Source organism: Variovorax sp. Soil_C_26 (genome assembly GCF_057657075.1).
Genome location: NZ_JBDGJC010000005.1, coordinates 183,716 through 202,621 on the forward strand (window position 1 = coordinate 183,716; position 18,906 = coordinate 202,621).

Genomic DNA, 18,906 nt, shown 5'->3' on the forward strand with positions numbered 1-18,906 from the left:
TCCCCCTCCGGGGGAGGGCAGGGGTGGGGGCCAGCGGCGCATCCATCGCGCGCCCTGCCCGCCCCCATCCCAACCTTCCCCCAGAGGGGGAAGGAGCCAAGACATGAACATCACCGGCCCCCTCCAGGGCATCCGCATCCTCGACCTCACGGCCGTGGTGATGGGCCCCTACGCCACCCAGACGCTCGGCGATCTCGGTGCCGACATCGTGAAGGTCGAACCGCCCTCGGGCGACAACCTGCGCGCCGTCGGGCCGATGCGCCATGCGGGCATGGGCGCCATGGCGCTGCACCTGAACCGCAACAAGCGCTCGATCGTGCTCGACCTCAAGCAGCCCGAAGGCCGCGAGGCCTGCCTGCGGCTGGCGGCGGGCTGCGATGCGCTGATCTACAACACGCGGCCGCAGGCGATGGCGCGGCTCGGCCTGGGCTACGAGGCGGTCGCGGCGGCCAATCCGAAGATCGTCTATCTCGGCGCCTTCGGCTACGGCGAGCAGGGCCCCTATGCCGGCAAGCCCGCCTACGACGACCTGATCCAGGGCGCGGCTGGCGTGGCCTCGCTGTTCGCGCAGCAAAGCGGCGGCGCGCCGCGCTATGCGCCGGTCACCCTCGCCGACCGCGCGGTCGGGCTGCAGGCCGCCATCGCACTGCTGGCCGCGGTGCTGCATGCGCAACGCACCGGCCAGGGCCAGGCGGTGGAAGTCCCGATGTTCGAGGCGCTCTCGCAGTTCGTGATGGGCGACCACCTCGGCGGCCAGAGCTTCGAGCCACCGCTCGGCCCCACGGGCTATGCGCGTCTGCTCGCGCCCCACCGCAAACCCTACGCCACGGCCGACGGCCACCTGAGCGTGCTGATCTACAACGACAAGCACTGGCTGGCCTTCTTCGACGTGATCGGCCGGCCCGAGCTGCGCCACTCGCCGATGTTCGGCTCCCACACCGCGCGCGCGGCGCACATCGCCGAGGTCTATGCCTTCGTGGCCGAGGTCATGGCCACGCGCAGCAGCGACGAATGGTTCGCGCTGCTCGAAGCGGCCGACATTCCCGTCGCACGGCTGCACAGCACCGAGAGCCTGCTCGGCGATCCGCACCTGCGCGCGGTCGGCTTCTTTCCCGAGGTCGACCATCCCACCGAAGGCCGCATCCGCACCATGGCGCCGGTGGGGCGCTACAGCGCCACGCCCGCCTCGCTGCACCGCCCCGCGCCGCGCATTGGCGAGCACAGCGTCGAGCTGCTGCGTGAAGCCGGCTACGACGAAGCGGCCATCGATGCGATGCGCGCGCGCGGCATCACGCTGCAGCCCGATCCACCCGAGAAAGAAGGCAAATGAATTTTTCCCTGAACGAAGACCAGCGCTCGCTGGTCGCGGCCATCGAACGGCTGTGCGAAGACTTTCCGATCGAGTATTGGCGCGACCACGACGAACGCGCCGCGTTCCCGCACGAATTCCACCGCGCCGTGGCCCAGAGCGGCTGGCTCGGCATCGCAATGCCCGAGGCCCAGGGCGGCGCGGGGCTCGGCATCACCGAGGCCGCGCTGATGATGCGCGCCATCAGCGCCTCGGGCGCGGGCATGTCGGGCGCCTCCGCGGTGCACATGAACATTTTCGGGCTCAACCCGGTGGTGGTGTTCGGCAGCGACGCGCAGCGCCAGCGCTTCCTGCCGCCGCTCATCGCGGGCACCGAAAAGGCCTGCTTCGCGGTGACCGAACCCGACGCGGGGCTCGACACCACGCACCTCAAGACGCAGGCCGTGCGCCAGCCCGGCGGCGGCTACCTGCTGCACGGCCGCAAGATCTGGATCTCGACCGCGCAGGTGGCCGACCGCATGCTGATCCTCACGCGCACCACGCCGCTCGACCAGGTGAAGAAGCCCACGCAGGGGCTCACGCTCTTCTACACCGCGCTGGACCGCAGCAAGGTCGAGGTGCGCGAGATCCACAAGCTCGGCCGCGCGGCGGTCGACTCGAACATGCTCTTCATCGACGGGCTCGCGGTGCCGGAGGAAGACCGCATCGGCGAGGAAGGGCGCGGCTTCGAGTACATCCTGCACGGGCTCAACCCCGAGCGCATCCTGATCGCCGCCGAAGCCATCGGCATCGGCCGCGCCGCGCTGCGCATCGCCTCGCAGTACGCGCAGGAGCGCGTGGTGTTCGGGCGGCCCATCGGGCAGAACCAGGGCGTGGCGCATCCGCTCGCGCGGGCCTGGGCCAACCTCGAGGCGGCCGACCTGATGATGCTCAAGGCCGCCACGCTGTACGACGCCGGCGCGCCCTGCGGCATCGAGGCCAACGCCGCCAAGTACCTGGCGGCCGAAGCCGCGCACGACGCCTGCCAGAACGCGGTGCTCACGCTCGGCGGCATGGGCTACGCGAAGGAATACCACGTCGAGCGGCTGCTGCGCGAGAGCTACATCCCGCGCATCGCGCCCGTGAGCCCGCAGATGATCCTGAACTTCATTGCGGAAAAGGCGCTGGGGCTGCCCAAGTCGTACTGAAGCGTCGCGGCCCGACTGGCGCGATCTGCAACCCCGCTGGCGCGCATTGCAACCCCTCGCGCCGCACGTGCGGTGCAGGTGGCCGACAATCGCCGAACGGTTTTTTCTTCTTCAGAGACACGCCATGAAACTCCCCGCCAAGGTCCAGCTCGTCGATGTCGGCCCGCGCGACGGATTGCAGAACGAGAAGCAGCCCGTCGCCGCCGAAGTCAAGATCGCCCTCGTGCACCGCCTGCAGGAGACCGGCCTGACGGAGATCGAGGTCACCAGCTTCGTGTCGCCCAAGTGGGTGCCGCAGATGGCCGACAACGCCGAGGTGATGCATGGCATCCGGCGCAAGCCCGGCGTGCGCTACTCGGTGCTCACGCCCAACATGAAGGGCTTCGAGGCCGCCATCGCCGCGCCGCGCGAAGAGTGGCCCGACGAGATCGTGGTGTTCGGCGCCGCGAGCGAGGCCTTCAGCCAGAAGAACATCAACTGCTCGATCGCCGAGAGCATCGAACGCTTCGCGCCCGTGGTGGCCGCGGCGCGCGCGAAGGGCATCGGCGTGCGCGGCGCCATGTCGTGCACCGTGGGCTGCCCGTACGAGGGCGACATCGCACCCGAACGCGTGGGCATGCTGGCCGGGCTGATGAAGGACATCGGCGTGCAGCGCGTGGACGTGGCCGACACCATCGGCGTGGGCACGCCGCGCAAGGTGCAGGCCGCGATCGAGGCGACGCTGGCGCATTTCGGCGTCGACCAGATATCGGGCCATTTCCACGACACCTACGGCCAGGCGCTGGTCAACACGCTGGCCTCGCTGGAGATGGGGGTCTGGAACTTCCAGTCGTCCTCCGCCGGGCTGGGCGGCTGCCCCTACGCCAAGGGCGCGACCGGCAACGTCGCGACCGAGGACGTGGTCTACATGCTGCACGGCATGGGCATCGATACCGGCATCGACCTCGACCGGCTGATCGACGCGGGCGTGTACATCAGCGAGGCGCTCGGGCGCGAGCCGAACTCGCGCGCGTCGAAGGCGATCCGCACCAAACGCGCGGGATAGGCGGGGGGCGCGCGCCTCCGCTTCAGGCGCTGCCGTCGGGCGCGGCCGCCGCCGTGCCCGGGAGGCTCGCGAACTCACGCCGCAAGGCGCCGCGCGCCGAGTCGGCGAAGGTCTGCACCAGCCGGTGCTGCTCCATTTGCGTCGGGTACAGCAGCGCCACCGACATCGAGGTCTCCGGCAGGAACGGCCGCACCTGCAGCCGCGCCTCGCGCAATTCGTCCTGCGCGGCCAGCGGGTTGATCAGCCCGATGCCGATGCCCGCCGCCACCAGCGCGCAAACCGTCGAACCGAGATTGGCCTCGGCCGTGATGGTGCAACTGGCACCGGCCTCGGCCAGCAGCAGGTCGCAGCGCTGGCGCAGGCTGCTGCCCTGGGCCGCGGCGACGAGCGCGTGGCCGTCAAGGTCGCGCGCGTGCACCACCCGAAGCTGCGTCAGCGGATGGTCGGGCGGCAGCACCACCACGAAGTTCGCGCGGTGCAGCACCTCGACCTGCAGGTCCTGCGCATCGGCCTCTTCGTCGTACAGCATGGCGAGACCGGCATCGCAGAAGCCCGAATGAACCCAGCGGTGCACCGCCTGCGCATCGCCTGAGTGAATGGCCACCAGCACCCGCGGATGGGCCAGCTTGAAGCTGGCCACGGCGCGGGCCATCGGCCCGCCGGCCAGCCGCGGCATGGCGGCGACGCTGAGGCGCTGCGTGCCGAATGCGCGGATGTGGGTGGCCGCCGCTTCCAGGCTGGTCAGCCCGTCGAAGGTCTTGCGCACCTCGTTGTGAAAGCGCAGGCCCTCCAGCGTCGGCTTCAGCCGGCTGCCACTGCGCTCGAACAGCTTGAACTGGACGATCGCTTCCAGCTGGCCGATCAGCCGGCTGATCTGCGGCTGCGAGGTGTGCAGCGCCACCGCGGCACCGGTCATGGTGCCCAGGCGGATCACGCTGTTGAAGGCTTCGATGTGGCGCAAGGCCATGCGGTTAGTCATATCAGATCTGTATGGAAGACTGGTGAAGCGGCATTGGCCGCCATGGCGCAGACCGAGCATACTTTTTCGTTACACGCCGCCTACAGCGAACAGTTCGCGGGGGCAGCAGCCTCGGGCGAGCCGCCGGAAGCGGTCCGCCCGCCATACCAAACCGAAGGGGTAGAAAACATGAAATTCGGTCCATCGATCGTTCTCGGCGCCGCCTTGCTGGTCGTCGCCGCCCAGGCTCAGGCCGGCCGCCTCGAGAAGATCCGCGAAACCGGCGCCATCGTGCTGGGGCATCCCGAAACCTCGGTGCCCTTTGCCTACCTCGACGGCGACCAGAAGCCGGTCGGCTACATGGTCGAGATCTGCGAGAACGTGGCGCGCGCGGTGCAGAAGTCGCTCAAGCTCGAGACGCTGCAGGTGCGCTACAACCCGACCACCTCGGCCACCCGCCTGCCGCTCCTGGCCAACGGCACGATCGACCTGGAGTGCGGCAACACCACCAACAAGCCCGAGCGCCACAAGATGGTCTCGTTCGCACCGACCACTTTCGTGGCGCAGGTGGTGCTGGTGGCGCGCAAGGATGCGGGCGTGGACGTGAACAACCCGGCCTCGTTCCGCGGCAAGACCATTGCCGCGCAGGCCGGCGGCCAGACCTTCAAGCTGATCTCGCAGATCAATGCGCGCGAGAACCTGGGCATCACGGTGGCGCCCGCCAAGAACACGGCCGAAGGCTTCCTGATGGTGGAAACCGGGCGCGCCGCCGGCTCCATCAGCGACGACGGCCTGGCCTACGGCGCGGTGGCCTCGGCGCGCAACCCTGCCGACTTCGTGGTCGGCACCCGCGGCCTCGAACTCGCGCCCTACGGGATCGTGGAGCCGAAGGACGACCCTGCTTTCAAGAAGGTGGTCGACGACGCCGTGGTGGCGCTGATCAAGGACGGCACTGTCGCCAAGCTGTACGACAAGTACTTCAATGTACCGATCCCGCCCAAGCAGATCAACCTGCAGTTTCCGATGAGCGACGCGCTCAAGCGGGCGCTGGCCAAGCCCACCGATTCGGGCGACCCGAAGGCCTACGAGTAACGCTCCCGCTGGGCACGGCGCACGCGCATGAACTACGACTGGAGCTGGGCGGTCTTCCAGGAGCTGTCGCTGGACGGGGTGAACCCCTACTGGGAGATGCTGCTGGTCGGCGTGGGCTGGACGCTGGCCCTGGCGCTGGTGGCCTGGGTGCTGGCGCTGCTGGGCGGCAGCCTGCTGGGCGTGATGCGCACGACCAGCGGGCGCGGCTGGCGGTTCGGCGTGACGATCTACGTCGAGGCGTTCCGCAGCGTGCCTTTGCTGGTGCAGATGTTCCTCTGGTACTTCGTGCTGCCCGAACTGCTGCCGAAGGCGTGGGGCGACGCGATGAAACAGATGCCGCAACCCTGGGGCCAGTTTCTGCCCGCCCTGGCCTGCCTGACCTTCTACGGGTCGGCGCGCGTGGCCGAGCAGGTGCGCTCGGGCATCCAGTCGCTGCCGCGCGGGCAGTTCAACGCCGCCACCGCGATGGGGCTGACCGAGTTCCAGCTCTACCGCCACGTCATCGTGCCGCAGGCCATGCGCATCGTGATCCCGCCGTTGACCTCTGAGTTCACCGGCATCATCAAGTATTCGTCGGTGGCCTTGACGATCGGCCTGCTGGAGCTCACCGGCCAGGCGCGCTCGATGCAGGAATACACCTTCCACATCTTCGAGGCCTTCAGCGCCGCGACAGCGGGCTACCTGGTCATCAACGGCGTGGTGGTGCTCGGCATGCGCAGCATGGAGCGCCGGCTTGCGGTGCCGGGGCTGATCGGCGCGGGCGACCGCAAGGGCTGAACACGCATGGCCTATTCCTTCGACTGGTCGGTCATTCTCGACGCGGCCCCCTACCTCTTCGCCGAGGGCATGCGCTTCTCGCTCACCCTGGCCGGGCTCTCCGCCGTGATGGGGCTGGCGCTCGGCACGGTGCTGGCGATCGCGCGGCTGTCGCCGCGCCGGCTGATCTCCTGGCCGGCGGGCATCTACGTCAACACGCTGCGCTCGGTGCCGCTGCTGCTGGTGATCTTCTGGTTCTATTTCCTCATGCCCTACCTGGGCGCGTGGATCACCGGCGCCTCGCGGCCGGTGGCGGTGGGGGCGTTCAAGTCGGCGGTGATCACCTTCACGCTGTTCGAGGCCGCCTACTTCTGCGAGATCATGCGCGCCGGCATCCAGTCGATCGCGCGCGGCCAGTCCGCCGCGGCGCAGGCACTCGGGCTCACGCACTGGCAGAGCCTGCGCCACATCGTGCTGCCCCAGGCCGTGCGCAACATGATGCCGGCGCTGGTGACGCGGCTGATCATCCTTTTCCAGGACACCTCGCTGGTCTATGTGCTGTCGCTGACGGACTTTCTCGGTGCCGCCGCGAAGGTCGGCCAGCGCGACGGCCGGCTGGTCGAGATGTACCTGTTCGTCGCAGTCGTCTACATGGTGATCTGCGGCACCGCTTCGCAGATCGTTCGACTGCTGGAACAACGCAAGACCGTCATCCGATGAGCACCCAGACAATCCTTTCCGAAGCCGCTGACGCCGTCGATCTGCGCAGCGACACCGTCACCCGGCCGACCGATGCCATGTTCGAACGGGCGCGCAGCACGGCGCTCGGCGACGACGGCCTCGACGGCGACCCCACGGCCGTCGAGCTCGAGGCCTTTGCCGCCGTCGAGCTCGGCAAGGAGGCCGGCCTGTTCGTCCCCACCTGCACCATGGGCAACCTGCTCGCGGTGCTGGCGCAGGTGCCGCGCCATGGCCAGGTGGTGACGGAGGCCAGCGCCCACATGATCACGGCCGAGCGCGGCAGCGCCACGTTGACGGGCGCTTTCTATGTCGGCATTCCCGGCAGCGACGGCGCCATGGACGCGAACCAGCTGGAAGAGGACCTCTCGGCCGGCGGCCATCGGCTGCGCACGTCGCTGGTGGCCATGGAAACCTCGCACAACAACGCCGGCGGCGCGGTGCTGCCGCTCGCGCACATGGCGCAGGTGCATGCGCTGGCGCAGCGCCACGGGGCGGCGGTGCACCTCGACGGCGCCCGCCTGTACAACGCCGCAGTGGCGCTGCACGCGCCGGTGGCGCACCTGGCACAGCATGTCGACAGCGTTTCGCTGTGCCTGTCGAAGGGATTGAGTGCACCGGCCGGCGCGGTGCTGGTGGGCAGCCGCGCACTGGTCGACCGGGCGCGCACGCTGCGGCGCATGCTCGGCGGCACGCAGCGGCAGATCGGCGTGCTGGCGGCCTTCGGCCTGGAAGCGCTGCAGACCATGGGCCAGCGGCTCGGCGAAGACCACGCGCGTGCGCAGCGCCTGAGCGAAGCACTGCGCGCCCTCGGATCGGCACTGGAGATTTCGCGGCCGATGACCAACATCGTGCTGGTCGATGTCTCGGCCACCGGCCGCAGCAGCGGCGACTGGGTGGCGGCATTGGGCACTGCCGGCCTGCAGGTGCGGCCGTGGGGGCCGCGCGCGCTGCGCTGCGTGACGCACCGCCACATCGACGATGCGGCGATCGCACGGGCCGTGAACGCCTTCGAGCGCGTGCTGGCCGGGTAGGCCCGCCAGCGCGGCACCGCCGCATGGCCGACAATCGGCGCCGTATTTCTTCATTTCCGTTGAACCACGATGTGCGGCGCTGAACTCCACTCCCTTCCCGATTCCGTGCAGCGCGTGGCGCGCGCCCTACAGGACGCGGGCCATCCACACGCGCCGCGCATGCTCGACGACGCCTGCCGCACCGCGCAGCAGGCGGCCGACGCGCTCGGCATCGCGGTCGGACAGATCGCCAAGAGCATCATCTTCCGGCGCAAGAGCGACGACGCGGCGGTGCTGGTCATCACCTCGGGTGACAAGCGCGTGGACGAGAAGAAGGTCGATGCGCTGGTCGGCAAGACCGGCCGCGCCGACGCCGAGTTCGTGAAGGCGCGCACGGGCTTCACGATCGGCGGCGTGTCGCCGGTGGCGCATGCAACGAAGCCGGTGGTGCTGATCGACCGCGAGCTGTTCCGCTTCGACGAGATCTGGGCCGCGGCCGGCCATCCGCATGCGGTGTTCCAGCTGCGGCCGCACGACCTCGAGAAGCTCACCGACGGCGCGCCCGTGGCAGACGTCGTGTGACGTGAACCTCGACGCGGCGCGAACACTGGCCGAACGTGCGGCCGCCGTGCAGCAGTCGGCGGACGCCACGCCGTCGCCGTGCACCTCGGTCTGCCGCATGGACCGCCTGAGCGGCTTGTGCGAAGGGTGCCTGCGCACCATCCCCGAGATCGCCGGCTGGAGCCGCATGGACGACGATGGCCGGCGCGGCGTGTGGCGCGCGATAGAGTGGCGGGCACGCGCCGGCATCTGGCGCATGCCGGACCCATCTGGAGACAACGACACATGAAGCACATCGACTTCTATCTCGACTTCATCTCGCCCTACGCGCACCTCGCGTTCGAGCACCTGCCGCAGGCGCTCGAAGGCTTGAGCTACAGCGTGGCCTACAAGCCCGTGCTGCTCGGTGCGATCCTCAAGCACCACGGCCAGCTCGGCCCGGCCGAGATCCCGGCCAAGCGCGCCTGGACCTACCGCCATGTGCTCTGGCTCGGCCATGCCAACGGCATCCAGATCGAGATGCCGGCCTCGCACCCGTACAACCCACTCGCGCACCTGCGGCTCGCGCTGGCGACGTCGAGCGACGGCAGCATCAGCCGCCTCGCCGCGGAGACGCTGTTTCGCCATGTATGGCGCGGTGGCGAGGAAGCCGCCGATCCCGCGCGCCTGGCCGCGGCGGCGGCGCAACTCGGCACGCCGCTGCGCGACGCCAACGGCGACGAGAACAAGGCGCTGCTCAAGCGCAACACCGACGAGGCGATCCAGGCCGGGGTGTTCGGCACGCCGGCCTGCGTGGTCGACGGCCGGTTGTTCTGGGGCTTCGACGGCCTCTCGATGCTGCGCGGCTACCTTGCGGGCGATCCGTGGTTTGCTGGCACGCAATGGGACGGCGCCGCCCAGCGCCCGTCCATGTTGCGCAGCAGCAAAGGCTGACAAAACGACGATTTCTTACAAGCTGAAACGTGCCCCGCGGGTTTCACCCTAATTCGTAAGCGTCGATTCAGTTTCGCGAAAGGCTCGGGTCAGTCGCGGCTCCAAGAATGCGTCACGGTCCCGGATGCCGGGGTCGAACGTACGCATTACACAGGAGACGACGCAAATGGCAACGACACTGGATTCGAAGGGGGTGCCGCATCCGGCCCCCCGGCCCATGTCCGCGGAGGAAAAGAAGGTCATCTTCGCTTCCTCCCTGGGCACGGTGTTCGAGTGGTACGACTTCTATCTCTATGGCTCGCTCGCCGCGATCATCGCGAAGCAGTTCTTTAGCGGCCTCGATGCGGGCGCGGCCTTCATCTTCGCGCTGCTGGCCTTTGCCGCGGGCTTCCTGGTGCGTCCGTTCGGCGCCATCGTGTTCGGCCGCCTCGGCGACATGATCGGGCGCAAGTACACCTTCCTGGTCACGATCCTGATCATGGGCCTGTCGACCTTCATCGTCGGCCTGCTGCCCAGCTACGCGACCATCGGCGTCGCCGCACCCGTGATCCTCATCGCGCTGCGCATGCTGCAGGGCCTGGCGCTCGGCGGCGAGTACGGCGGTGCGGCCACCTACGTGGCCGAGCACTCCCCGCACGGCAAGCGCGGCGCCTACACCTCGTGGATCCAGACCACCGCCACGCTCGGGCTGTTCCTGAGCCTGCTGGTGATCCTGGGCGTGCGCACCTGGCTCGGCGAACAGGCGTTCGGCGATTGGGGCTGGCGCATTCCGTTCCTGGTGTCGATCGCACTGCTCGGCATCTCGGTGTGGATCCGGCTGTCGCTGAGCGAATCGCCGGCTTTCCAGAAGATGAAGGCCGAAGGCAAGACCTCGAAGGCGCCGCTGGCCGAGTCGTTCGGCGAATGGAAGAACCTCAAGATCGTGATCCTGGCGCTCGTCGGCCTGACCGCCGGCCAGGCCGTGGTCTGGTACACGGGCCAGTTCTATGCGCTGTTCTTCCTCACGCAGCAGCTCAAGGTCGACCCCACCACCGCCAACCTGATGATCGCCGCCTCGCTGCTGCTGGGCACGCCGTTCTTCGTGCTGTTCGGCATCCTGTCGGACAAGATCGGCCGCAAGCCGATCATCATGGCGGGCTGCCTGCTGGCCGTGGTGACCTACTTCCCGGTCTTCAAGATGATCACCGAGTACGCCAACCCCGACCTGGCCCGCGCCCAGGCGACGGCTGGCGTCACGGTCACGGCGGATCCGAAGTCCTGCTCGTTCCAGGGCAACCCGGTGGCACGCGAGATCGACTTCCGCAGCTCGTGCGACATAGCCAAGCGCTACCTGGTGCAGAACTCGGTGAGCTACGACAACGTCGAGGGCGCGCCGGGCTCCAAGGCCATCGTCAAGATCGGCGACAAGACCATCGAGGCGCCCGTGGGCAACGTGGTCAACCTGAAGTTCGACGAGGGCTCCGCCAAGGAGATCGCCGCCTTCAAGAAGGCCGTGGCCGACGACCTGAAGGTCGCGGGCTACCCGGCCAAGGCCGACCCCGTCAAGATGAACAAGGCCGTGGTCATCGCGCTGCTGTTCTGGTTGGTGCTGCTGGTCACCATGGTGTACGGCCCGATCGCCGCCATGCTGGTCGAGCTGTTCCCCACGCGCATCCGCTACACCTCGATGAGCCTGCCGTACCACATCGGCAACGGCTGGTTCGGCGGCCTGCTGCCGACTACCGCGTTCGCGATCGTGGCGACCACCGGCAACATGTACAACGGCCTCTGGTACCCGATCATCATCGCGGCCATGACGCTCGTCATCGGCACGCTGTTCATCCGCGAAACGAAGGACGTCGACATCTACGCCAATGATTGAGACGCCCCCCGAAGCGCCTTCGGCGCCTCCCCCCACTGGGGGGCGCACCCAGCGGCCTGGCAAAGCCAGTTCCGCGGGTGCACTTGGCTGAGCTGCTTGCGGCGCATGCGCCGGCGGGCTTCGGGAATTCTCAGGAAGGCGTAGGCCTTCCGTTCAACAAAGGGGCTTCATGCCGGTCCGGCACGAGGCCCTTTTCTTGAACCCCAGACATCACCAGGAGACAGCACCCATGTGGAAGATCGCCATCGGCTTCGTCATCTTTGCCGCCATCGCCCTTTACGTGATCTCGCAGGCCGGCGACAAGATCGACATGTCCGGCGAGAAGCACGGCGGCGACGTCATGCACGAGCCTGCGCCCGCGGGCCAGAAATAGGTCGGCAGGCGAGCGGCGCGGGGCGCGCCCGGCTCAGCGCTTGAAGCGGCCGTCGCTGATGATCGAAAGATCGGCGAAGTCGATGCCCGAATGGTCCTGGGGCGAATAGCTCACCTCCAGCCCGCCGAGATCGTAGGCACGCAGGCCGTCGAGTGCCGCCAGCACCTTCGCGCGCGTGGGCTTGGGCCCGGCGCGGCGCAGCGCCTCGACCAGCACCTTGCCGGCGGCAAAGCCCTCGAGCGCGGCTGGCGACAGCTCGGCCTGCCCCTTGGTGCGCGCCAGCGACAGGGCTTCCTTGACCATCGGGTAGCTGATCGAGCGCTCGTTCGGGAAGACCTGCGTCACGATCACGCCCTTGCTCGCTTCGCCGAGCTGCTTGACGAAACCCGAGGACGCATTGTTCGACAGCGTCACCACCTGCGCGGCGGAACCGGCCGCGCGCAGTGCCTTGATGCCTTCGACCACCACCGTGCCCGATCCGATCCACAGCACCGCCTGGGCATTGGCGCCCTTCACGGCCGCAATGATCGCCGGGTAGTCGGGCTTGTCGCGGTCGGCCGGCAGCGTCACCGTGGGCTTGGATTGGCCCTTGGCAAAGCCGGCCATCGCGCCCTCGAGCGCATCGAGACCGAACGAATCAGTGACATGGACCACGGCGATGCGCGAGATGCCAGTGGTCAGCAGGTGCTGCACCGCCTTCTCCGCCTCGCGCTGGTAGGTGGAACGCACGTTGAACACATGCTTCTGCACGGGCTTGTGCAGCACCATCGCGCCGGTGGAGGGCGCGATCAGCGCCACCTCGTGCCGGTCGAGCCAGGGCACGATGGCCTGCGAATGCGGCGTGCCGCGGCTCAGGAACAGCGCGACCACCTTTTTCTCTTCGATCAGCACGCGGGCGTTCTCGCCGGCGCGCTTGACGTCGAAGGCATCGTCCATGCGGATCACCTCGATCTTCTCGCCGTGGATGCCGCCCGCGGCATTGGCCGCGTCGATCACCAGTTGGGCACCGCCGATCGTCTCGTTCACGCTGGCGGCGACCGAGCCGGTCAGGCCCGCGGTCTGGCCGATCAGGATCTGCGCCGGGACGGCGGTGGCGGCCCCGGCCATCAGGGCGGCGCAGAGCAGGTGCAGCTTGTTCATGAAGTCACTTTCGGATGCCTGGCTTAGACGTAAGCAAAAGTCCTATTTGTTAATAAATTGTCACAACATGCATCCGTACAAACCCCTGCGCGGGCGCGGAGCATCTGGCGCGGGGCGCCTGAGCGTCATGGTTGGCTCCCTAGAATGTTTGCCCCACCCCCCAAGGCACTCATGACACAGGGCTCCATCCGGATTCGCGGCGCGCGCCAGCACAACCTCCAGAACCTCGACCTCGACATCCGCACCGGCGAGATGACGGTCGTCACCGGGCCCAGCGGCTCGGGCAAGTCGAGCCTCGTTTTCGACACCCTCTATGCCGAAGGCCAGCGGCGCTACGTGGAGACCTTCTCGGCCTACGCGCGCCAGTTCTTGGACCGCATGGACAAGCCGGCGGTCGACAAGGTGGAAGGCGTGCCGCCCGCCATTGCCATCGACCAGACCAACCCGGTGCGCTCCTCGCGCTCGACGGTCGGCACGATGACCGAGCTCAACGACCACCTGAAGCTGCTCTACGCACGGGCGGCGCAGCTCTTCGATCGCGAGACCGCGCTGCCGGTGCGCCACGATTCCCCCGACAGCATTTACGCCCGGATCGCCGAGCGCGCGGCGGCGGCGGGCGATCCGCGCATCCTGGTCACCTTTCCGGTCGAGCTGCCCGCGGGCACGTCGGCCGAGGAAGTCACGCAGTGGCTCTCGGCCAGCGGCTTCACGCGCGTGCAGTCGGAGCGCGAGGTGGCCACGCCCACGGGGCCGCGCAAGGTGCTCGATGTGGTGGCCGACCGCTTTCGCGTGTCGAGCGCCGAGCGCGCGCGCGTGGTCGAGGCGATCGAGGTGGCGCTCAAGCGCGGCAGCGGGCGCGTCACCGTGCACGCGCTGGCAGCGGACGAGAACGTGCCCGCCGAAGTCTGGAAGTTCTCGACCGGCCTGCACTGCCCCGAAAGCGACGTTCGCTACACCGACCCGATCCCGTCGATGTTCTCGTTCAACTCGGCCGTGGGCGCCTGCGAGACCTGCCGCGGCTTCGGCCGCGTGATCGGCGTCGACCTGGGACTGGTGATCCCGAACGACAAGCTCACGCTGCGCGCCGGTGCCATCAAGACCATCCAGACGCCGGCCTGGAAAGAGGCGCAGGACGACCTCATGCGCCACGCCGAGGCGGCCGGAATTCCGCGCGACACGCCCTGGTACAAGCTCACCGACGAGCAGAAGCAATGGGTGATCGAGGGCACGCCCAACTTCAAGCAGGGCAACTGGAACAAGCAGTGGTACGGCGTGCGCCGCTTCTTCGGCTACCTGGAAAGCAAGGCGTACAAGATGCACATCCGCGTGCTCTTGTCGAAGTACCGCAGCTACACGCCGTGCCCGGTGTGCAGCGGCGCGCGGCTCAAGCTCGAGAGCCTGCTCTGGCGCATCGGCAGCAAGGAAGACGCCGACGCGGTGCTGCCGCCCGAGAAGCGCTTCATGCCGCAGGGCGTGAAGTGGACGCGCGCGCAGCTCGAGGCGCTGCCCGGCCTCTGCCTGCACGACCTGATGCTGCTGCCGATCGAGCGGCTGCGGCGGTTCTTCGACCGGGTCGAGCACCACGGCAACGGCACACCCGCGAGCGAAGGCGAGGCGCAGGCGCTGAAGCTGCTGTTCGAGGAAATCACCACTCGGCTGCGCTACCTGCACGACGTGGGCATCGGCTACCTCACGCTCGACCGCCAGAGCCGCACGCTGAGCGGCGGCGAGGTGCAGCGCATCAACCTGACGACCGCGCTCGGTACCTCGCTGGTCAACACGCTGTTCGTGCTCGACGAGCCCAGCATCGGCCTGCACCCGCGCGACATGAACCGCATCACCGAAGCGATGCTGCGTCTGCGCGATGCCGGCAACACGCTGGTAGTGGTCGAGCACGACCCGGCCGTGATGCTCGCGGCCGACCGCGTGATCGACATGGGGCCCGGGCCCGGCATCCGCGGCGGGCAGATCGTGTTCGACGGCAGCACCGACCAGCTGCGCGATGCCGACACGCTCACTGGCCAGTATCTCGGCGGGCGCAAGAAGATCGGCATGGGCTTCAAGCGGCTGGTGAGCGAGAACACGCACCGGCTCATCCTCGAGGGCGTGCGCGAGCACAACCTGCAGAACATCACCGTGGAGTTTCCGCTCGCGCGCCTGGTGTGCGTGACCGGCGTCAGCGGCTCGGGCAAGTCGACGCTGGTGCAGGACGTGCTCGCGCCCGCGCTGATGCGCCACTTCGGCAAGGCCACCGAGACGCCGGGTGCGCACGACCGGATGCTCGGCGCCGATCACCTCGGCGACGTGGTCTTCGTCGACCAGTCGCCGATCGGCAAGACCGCGCGCTCCAACCCGGCAAGCTACGTCGGCGCCTGGGACGCGATCCGCGAGATCTTCGCCACCGCCGCACTCTCGCGCCAGCGGGGCTACACCGCGAGCAAGTTCAGCTTCAACTCGGGCGACGGACGTTGCCCGACCTGCGGCGGCTCGGGCTTCGAGCATGTGGAGATGCAGTTCCTGTCGGACGTGTACCTGCGCTGCCCCGACTGCGACGGCCGGCGCTACCGGCCCGAGATCCTCGAGGTCAAGGTCGAGCGCAAGGGCAGGAGCTACAGCGTGGCCGACGTGCTCGAGCTCACCGTGGCCGAGGCGGCCGCGGTGTTCGAGGCCGACCGCGACGTGGTGCGCGTGCTGCAGCCGATCTCCGACGTGGGGCTCGACTACGTCAAGCTCGGCCAGCCGGTGCCCACGCTGAGCGGCGGCGAGGCGCAGCGCCTCAAGCTCGCGGGCTTCCTGGCCGACGCCGCCAAGAGCGCGACGGCCAGCAGGCAATCGGTCGCGCGCCGGGGCACGCTGTTCCTGTTCGACGAGCCGACCACGGGCCTGCACTTCGACGACATCGCGCGGCTGATGCGCGCGCTGCGCAAGCTGCTCGACGCGGGCCATTCGCTGATCGTGATCGAGCACAACCTCGACGTGATCCGCGCCAGCGACTGGTGCATCGACCTCGGCCCCGAAGGCGGGGAGGGCGGCGGCCGGGTGGTGGCCGAGGGCACACCCGAGCAGCTGCGCGAGAACCGCGCCTCGCTCACCGGCGCGGCGCTGGCCGACTACGAGCTCGCGGTCGGGCCCGAGGCCTACAAGGTGGCCGAGCGCGCCGCGCGGCGCTACGTCGCCAATGCCAAGGCGACGCCCGGCGGCAAGGCGATCGAGATCGTCAATGCGCGCGAGCACAACCTGAAGAACCTCAGCGTCCAGATCCCGCGCGGCAAGTTCAGCGTGGTGACCGGCGTCAGCGGCTCGGGCAAGTCCACGCTGGCCTTCGACATCCTGTTCAACGAAGGGCAGCGCCGCTACCTCGAATCGCTCAATGCCTATGCGCGCAGCATCGTGCAGCCCGCGGGCCGGCCCGAGGTCGACGCGGTCTACGGCATTCCGCCGACGGTGGCGATCGAGCAGCGCCTGTCGCGCGGCGGCCGCAAGAGCACGGTGGGCACCACCACCGAGGTCTGGCATTTCCTGCGCCTGCTCTACGTGAAGCTCGGCGTGCAGCACTGCACGCGCGACGGCGCGGCGGTGCAGCCGCAAACGCCCGACAGCATCGCCGCGCAGCTGATGCGCAACTTCAAGGGCCAGCACATCGGCCTGCTCGCGCCGCTGGTGAGCAACCGCAAGGGCGTCTACACCGAGCTGGCCGACTGGGCGCGCCCGCGCGGGTTCACGCACCTGCGCGTAGACGGCGAGTTCCTGCCCACCACCGGCTTTCCGCGCATCGACCGTTTCAAGGAGCACAGCATCGAGCTGCCGGTGGCCAGCCTCGACGTGCTGCCGTCACAGGAGACCGAGCTGCGCGAGGCACTGTCCCGGGCGCTCGAGCACGGCAAGGGCGTGGTGCATGTGCTGAGCGAACTCGACGGCCTCAGGGCCGCCATGATGGCCGGCGCGCCGGCCGCGGGCATAGGCCGCGTCCATGTGTTCTCGACGCTGCGCGCGTGCCCGGTCTGCAGCGCCAGCTATGCCGAGCTCGACCCGCGCCTGTTCAGCTACAACAGCAAGCACGGCTGGTGCCCCGACTGCGTGGGCACCGGCGTCAAGCTCAGCAAGGACCAGCGCAAGGTGTTCGACGACTCGGTGCTCGGCGACGACAGCAAGGGCCGCGAGCAGACCTTTGCCGAACCCGAGGTGGAGGACTTGGCCGACACCGCCTGCCCGACCTGCGAAGGCACGCGCCTCAATGCCACCGCGCGCGCGGTGAGCTTCGGCGTCTCGCAGGGCGACGGCTCGGGCGGCATCGGCATCACCGAGCTCGCACGCATGAGCGTGACCGAGGTGCGGCAGTGGTTCGAGGGCCTGGCGCTCACGGGGCGCGAAGCCGAGATCGCCCGCGACCTGGTGCCAGAGATCAAGAGCCGGCTCGAGTTTCTCGAGGAGGTGGGCCTCGGCTACCTCACGCTCGACCGCGGCGCGCCCACGCTCTCGGGCGGCGAAGCGCAGCGCATTCGCCTGGCGGCGCAGCTCGGCAGCAACCTGCAGGGCGTGTGCTACGTGCTCGACGAGCCGACCATCGGCCTGCATGCGCGCGACAACCAGATCCTGCTGAACGCGCTGCACAAGCTCGGCGAAAAGGGCAACACGCTGGTGGTGGTGGAGCACGACGAAGACACCATCCGGCGCGCCGACCACATCATCGACATCGGCCCGAGTGCCGGCAAGCGCGGCGGCCGCCTGGTGGCCGAAGGCTCGGTTGCCGACGTGCAGGCCGCGCCCGAGTCGCAGACCGGCCGCTACCTGCGCGACGCCATCAAGCATCCGCTGCAGGCCCGGCGCCTGATTCCCTCGCCCGATCCGAAGGCCGAGGGCAGCGGCAACTGGCTCACCGTGCACGGCGCCGACCTGCACAACCTGCAGGACGTGACGGCCACGCTGCCGCTGCACCGCCTCGTGGTGGTGACCGGCGTCAGCGGCTCGGGCAAGTCGACGCTCGCGCGCGATGTGCTGCTGGCCAGCGTGCAGGGCATCGTGATCCAGCGCATGACCAAGGCCGGTCGCGACGCCGATGCCGCGGGCAAGCGCGCGGCCTGGTCCGGTTGCCGCAAGGTCGAGGGCTACGAGACCGTCGACCGCGTGCTCGAGGTCGACCAGACCCCGATCGGCAAGACGCCGCGCAGCTGCCCCGCCACCTACATCGGCTTCTGGGACACCATTCGAAAGCTCTTCGCCGACACGCTGGAAGCCAAGGCGCGCGGCTACGGCCCGGCGCGCTTCAGCTTCAACACCGGCGAAGGCCGCTGCCCCGGCTGCGACGGTGCCGGCGTGCGCACCATCGAGATGAGCTTTCTGCCCGACGTGAAGGTGCCCTGCGAGGTCTGCCACGGCGCGCGCTTCAACCCCGAGACGCTCGCCGTGAGCTGGCGCGGCAAGAGCATCGGCGAGGTGCTGCAGATGGAAGTGGACGAGGCGGTGGCGTTCTTCGCCGCCATGCCCAACATCGCCCATCCGCTGCAATTGCTGAAGGATGTCGGCCTGGGGTATCTCACGCTCGGCCAGCCGTCGCCCACGCTGTCGGGCGGCGAGGCGCAGCGCATCAAGCTCGTGACCGAGCTCAGCAAGGTGCGCGACGACGTGACCCGGCGCGGCCAGAAGGCGCCGCACACGCTGTACGTGCTCGACGAGCCGACGGTGGGGCTGCACATGGCCGACGTCGAACGGCTGATCCATGTGCTGCACCGGCTGGTGAACGGCGGCCACAGCGTGGTCGTGATCGAGCACGACCTCGACCTGATCGCCGAGGCCGACTGGATCATCGACCTCGGCCCCGAAGGCGGCAACGCCGGCGGCCGCATCGTGGCGGCGGCGCCGCCCGAAGAGGTTGTGCGGCTCGGCACGCACACCGGCGTGGCGCTGGCGCCGGTGCTGGCGCGCTGAGCGCGCTCAGCGCGC

At 68.9% G+C, this 18,906-nt stretch carries 15 protein-coding genes; 13 read left to right on the forward strand and 2 right to left on the reverse strand.

Features of this window, described 5'->3' with window-relative positions:
- The first annotated feature begins 103 nt into the window (after positions 1 to 103).
- The 3 genes from AC3A6G_RS16595 to AC3A6G_RS16605 all read left to right on the forward strand — a co-directional run bounded on the left by AC3A6G_RS16595 (position 104) and on the right by AC3A6G_RS16605 (position 3,541).
- The gene (locus AC3A6G_RS16595; protein ID WP_487874081.1) at positions 104 to 1,330 is read left to right on the forward strand and encodes a CaiB/BaiF CoA transferase family protein; all 1,227 of its coding nucleotides are present in this window, start codon (positions 104 to 106) and stop codon (positions 1,328 to 1,330) included.
- Positions 1,327 to 2,496: an acyl-CoA dehydrogenase family protein gene (locus AC3A6G_RS16600; protein WP_487874082.1), complete on the forward strand. Its 1,170-nt coding sequence runs from the start codon at positions 1,327 to 1,329 to the stop codon at positions 2,494 to 2,496. Before AC3A6G_RS16595 ends, AC3A6G_RS16600 begins: the two co-directional genes overlap by 4 nt.
- Before the next feature lie 124 nt (positions 2,497 to 2,620).
- On the forward strand, positions 2,621 to 3,541 hold the full coding sequence (locus tag AC3A6G_RS16605; RefSeq protein WP_487874083.1) for a hydroxymethylglutaryl-CoA lyase: 921 nt from the start codon (positions 2,621 to 2,623) through the stop codon (positions 3,539 to 3,541).
- Between the two features lie 22 nt (positions 3,542 to 3,563).
- Here the strand turns inward: AC3A6G_RS16605 and AC3A6G_RS16610 are convergent, their stop codons facing one another.
- The gene (locus AC3A6G_RS16610; RefSeq protein ID WP_487874084.1) at positions 3,564 to 4,508 is read right to left on the reverse strand and encodes a LysR family transcriptional regulator; all 945 of its coding nucleotides are present in this window, start codon (positions 4,506 to 4,508) and stop codon (positions 3,564 to 3,566) included.
- Between the two features lie 180 nt (positions 4,509 to 4,688).
- On the opposite strand from AC3A6G_RS16610, the gene AC3A6G_RS16615 reads away from it, so the two are divergent.
- The 9 genes from AC3A6G_RS16615 to AC3A6G_RS16655 all read left to right on the forward strand — a co-directional run bounded on the left by AC3A6G_RS16615 (position 4,689) and on the right by AC3A6G_RS16655 (position 11,826).
- Positions 4,689 to 5,591, forward strand: a complete 903-nt coding sequence (locus AC3A6G_RS16615) for an amino acid ABC transporter substrate-binding protein (RefSeq protein WP_487874085.1) — start codon at positions 4,689 to 4,691, stop codon at positions 5,589 to 5,591.
- Between the two features lie 27 nt (positions 5,592 to 5,618).
- Complete coding sequence (locus AC3A6G_RS16620) at positions 5,619 to 6,368, forward strand: amino acid ABC transporter permease (protein ID WP_487865623.1); 750 nt, start codon at positions 5,619 to 5,621, stop codon at positions 6,366 to 6,368.
- Positions 6,369 to 6,374: 6 nt separating this feature from the next.
- Positions 6,375 to 7,067: an amino acid ABC transporter permease gene (locus AC3A6G_RS16625; RefSeq protein ID WP_487862369.1), complete on the forward strand. Its 693-nt coding sequence runs from the start codon at positions 6,375 to 6,377 to the stop codon at positions 7,065 to 7,067.
- Positions 7,064 to 8,119, forward strand: a complete 1,056-nt coding sequence (locus AC3A6G_RS16630; protein ID WP_487874086.1) for a threonine aldolase family protein — start codon at positions 7,064 to 7,066, stop codon at positions 8,117 to 8,119. The genes AC3A6G_RS16625 and AC3A6G_RS16630 overlap by 4 nt, the downstream gene beginning before the upstream one ends.
- A 69-nt stretch (positions 8,120 to 8,188) precedes the next feature.
- Positions 8,189 to 8,680, forward strand: a complete 492-nt coding sequence (locus AC3A6G_RS16635) for a YbaK/EbsC family protein (protein WP_487862371.1) — start codon at positions 8,189 to 8,191, stop codon at positions 8,678 to 8,680.
- Between the two features lies 1 nt (position 8,681).
- On the forward strand, positions 8,682 to 8,948 hold the full coding sequence (locus tag AC3A6G_RS16640) for a DUF1289 domain-containing protein (RefSeq protein ID WP_487862372.1): 267 nt from the start codon (positions 8,682 to 8,684) through the stop codon (positions 8,946 to 8,948).
- Positions 8,945 to 9,592, forward strand: a complete 648-nt coding sequence (locus tag AC3A6G_RS16645) for a 2-hydroxychromene-2-carboxylate isomerase (RefSeq protein WP_487874087.1) — start codon at positions 8,945 to 8,947, stop codon at positions 9,590 to 9,592. Before AC3A6G_RS16640 ends, AC3A6G_RS16645 begins: the two co-directional genes overlap by 4 nt.
- A gap of 166 nt (positions 9,593 to 9,758) precedes the next feature.
- The gene (locus AC3A6G_RS16650; protein WP_487862374.1) at positions 9,759 to 11,453 is read left to right on the forward strand and encodes an MFS transporter; all 1,695 of its coding nucleotides are present in this window, start codon (positions 9,759 to 9,761) and stop codon (positions 11,451 to 11,453) included.
- A 229-nt stretch (positions 11,454 to 11,682) separates the two neighbouring features.
- A complete protein-coding gene (locus tag AC3A6G_RS16655) occupies positions 11,683 to 11,826 on the forward strand; it encodes a hypothetical protein (protein ID WP_487862375.1) in 144 nt (47 codons plus the stop codon).
- A gap of 33 nt (positions 11,827 to 11,859) precedes the next feature.
- Here AC3A6G_RS16655 and AC3A6G_RS16660 read toward each other — a convergent pair whose 3' ends face one another.
- Positions 11,860 to 12,966 (reverse strand): ABC transporter substrate-binding protein, encoded by a 1,107-nt coding sequence (locus tag AC3A6G_RS16660; RefSeq protein ID WP_487862376.1) that lies wholly within the window; start codon positions 12,964 to 12,966, stop codon positions 11,860 to 11,862.
- A gap of 171 nt (positions 12,967 to 13,137) precedes the next feature.
- Here AC3A6G_RS16660 and uvrA point away from each other — a divergent pair, with 171 nt between their 5' ends.
- Complete coding sequence (uvrA, locus tag AC3A6G_RS16665) at positions 13,138 to 18,891, forward strand: excinuclease ABC subunit UvrA (protein ID WP_487874088.1); 5,754 nt, start codon at positions 13,138 to 13,140, stop codon at positions 18,889 to 18,891.
- Positions 18,892 to 18,906: the final 15 nt, after the last annotated feature.

Excerpts from the sequence above, each read along its gene's own strand:
- AC3A6G_RS16620 (WP_487865623.1), top strand. The coding sequence starts at position 5,619 with ATGAACTACGACTGGAGCTGGGCGGTCTTCCAGGAGCTGTCGCTGGAC.
- AC3A6G_RS16595 (WP_487874081.1), top strand. The coding sequence starts at position 104 with ATGAACATCACCGGCCCCCTCCAGGGCATCCGCATCCTCGACCTCACG.
- AC3A6G_RS16615 (WP_487874085.1), top strand. The coding sequence starts at position 4,689 with ATGAAATTCGGTCCATCGATCGTTCTCGGCGCCGCCTTGCTGGTCGTC.
- AC3A6G_RS16650 (WP_487862374.1), top strand. The coding sequence starts at position 9,759 with ATGGCAACGACACTGGATTCGAAGGGGGTGCCGCATCCGGCCCCCCGG.
- AC3A6G_RS16605 (WP_487874083.1), top strand. The coding sequence starts at position 2,621 with ATGAAACTCCCCGCCAAGGTCCAGCTCGTCGATGTCGGCCCGCGCGAC.
- AC3A6G_RS16645 (WP_487874087.1), top strand. The coding sequence starts at position 8,945 with ATGAAGCACATCGACTTCTATCTCGACTTCATCTCGCCCTACGCGCAC.
- AC3A6G_RS16660 (WP_487862376.1), bottom strand. The coding sequence starts at position 12,966 with ATGAACAAGCTGCACCTGCTCTGCGCCGCCCTGATGGCCGGGGCCGCC.
- AC3A6G_RS16600 (WP_487874082.1), top strand. The coding sequence starts at position 1,327 with ATGAATTTTTCCCTGAACGAAGACCAGCGCTCGCTGGTCGCGGCCATC.
- AC3A6G_RS16610 (WP_487874084.1), bottom strand. The coding sequence starts at position 4,508 with ATGGCCTTGCGCCACATCGAAGCCTTCAACAGCGTGATCCGCCTGGGC.
- uvrA (WP_487874088.1), top strand. The coding sequence starts at position 13,138 with ATGACACAGGGCTCCATCCGGATTCGCGGCGCGCGCCAGCACAACCTC.
- AC3A6G_RS16655 (WP_487862375.1), top strand. The coding sequence starts at position 11,683 with ATGTGGAAGATCGCCATCGGCTTCGTCATCTTTGCCGCCATCGCCCTT.
- AC3A6G_RS16625 (WP_487862369.1), top strand. The coding sequence starts at position 6,375 with ATGGCCTATTCCTTCGACTGGTCGGTCATTCTCGACGCGGCCCCCTAC.
- AC3A6G_RS16635 (WP_487862371.1), top strand. The coding sequence starts at position 8,189 with ATGTGCGGCGCTGAACTCCACTCCCTTCCCGATTCCGTGCAGCGCGTG.
- AC3A6G_RS16630 (WP_487874086.1), top strand. The coding sequence starts at position 7,064 with ATGAGCACCCAGACAATCCTTTCCGAAGCCGCTGACGCCGTCGATCTG.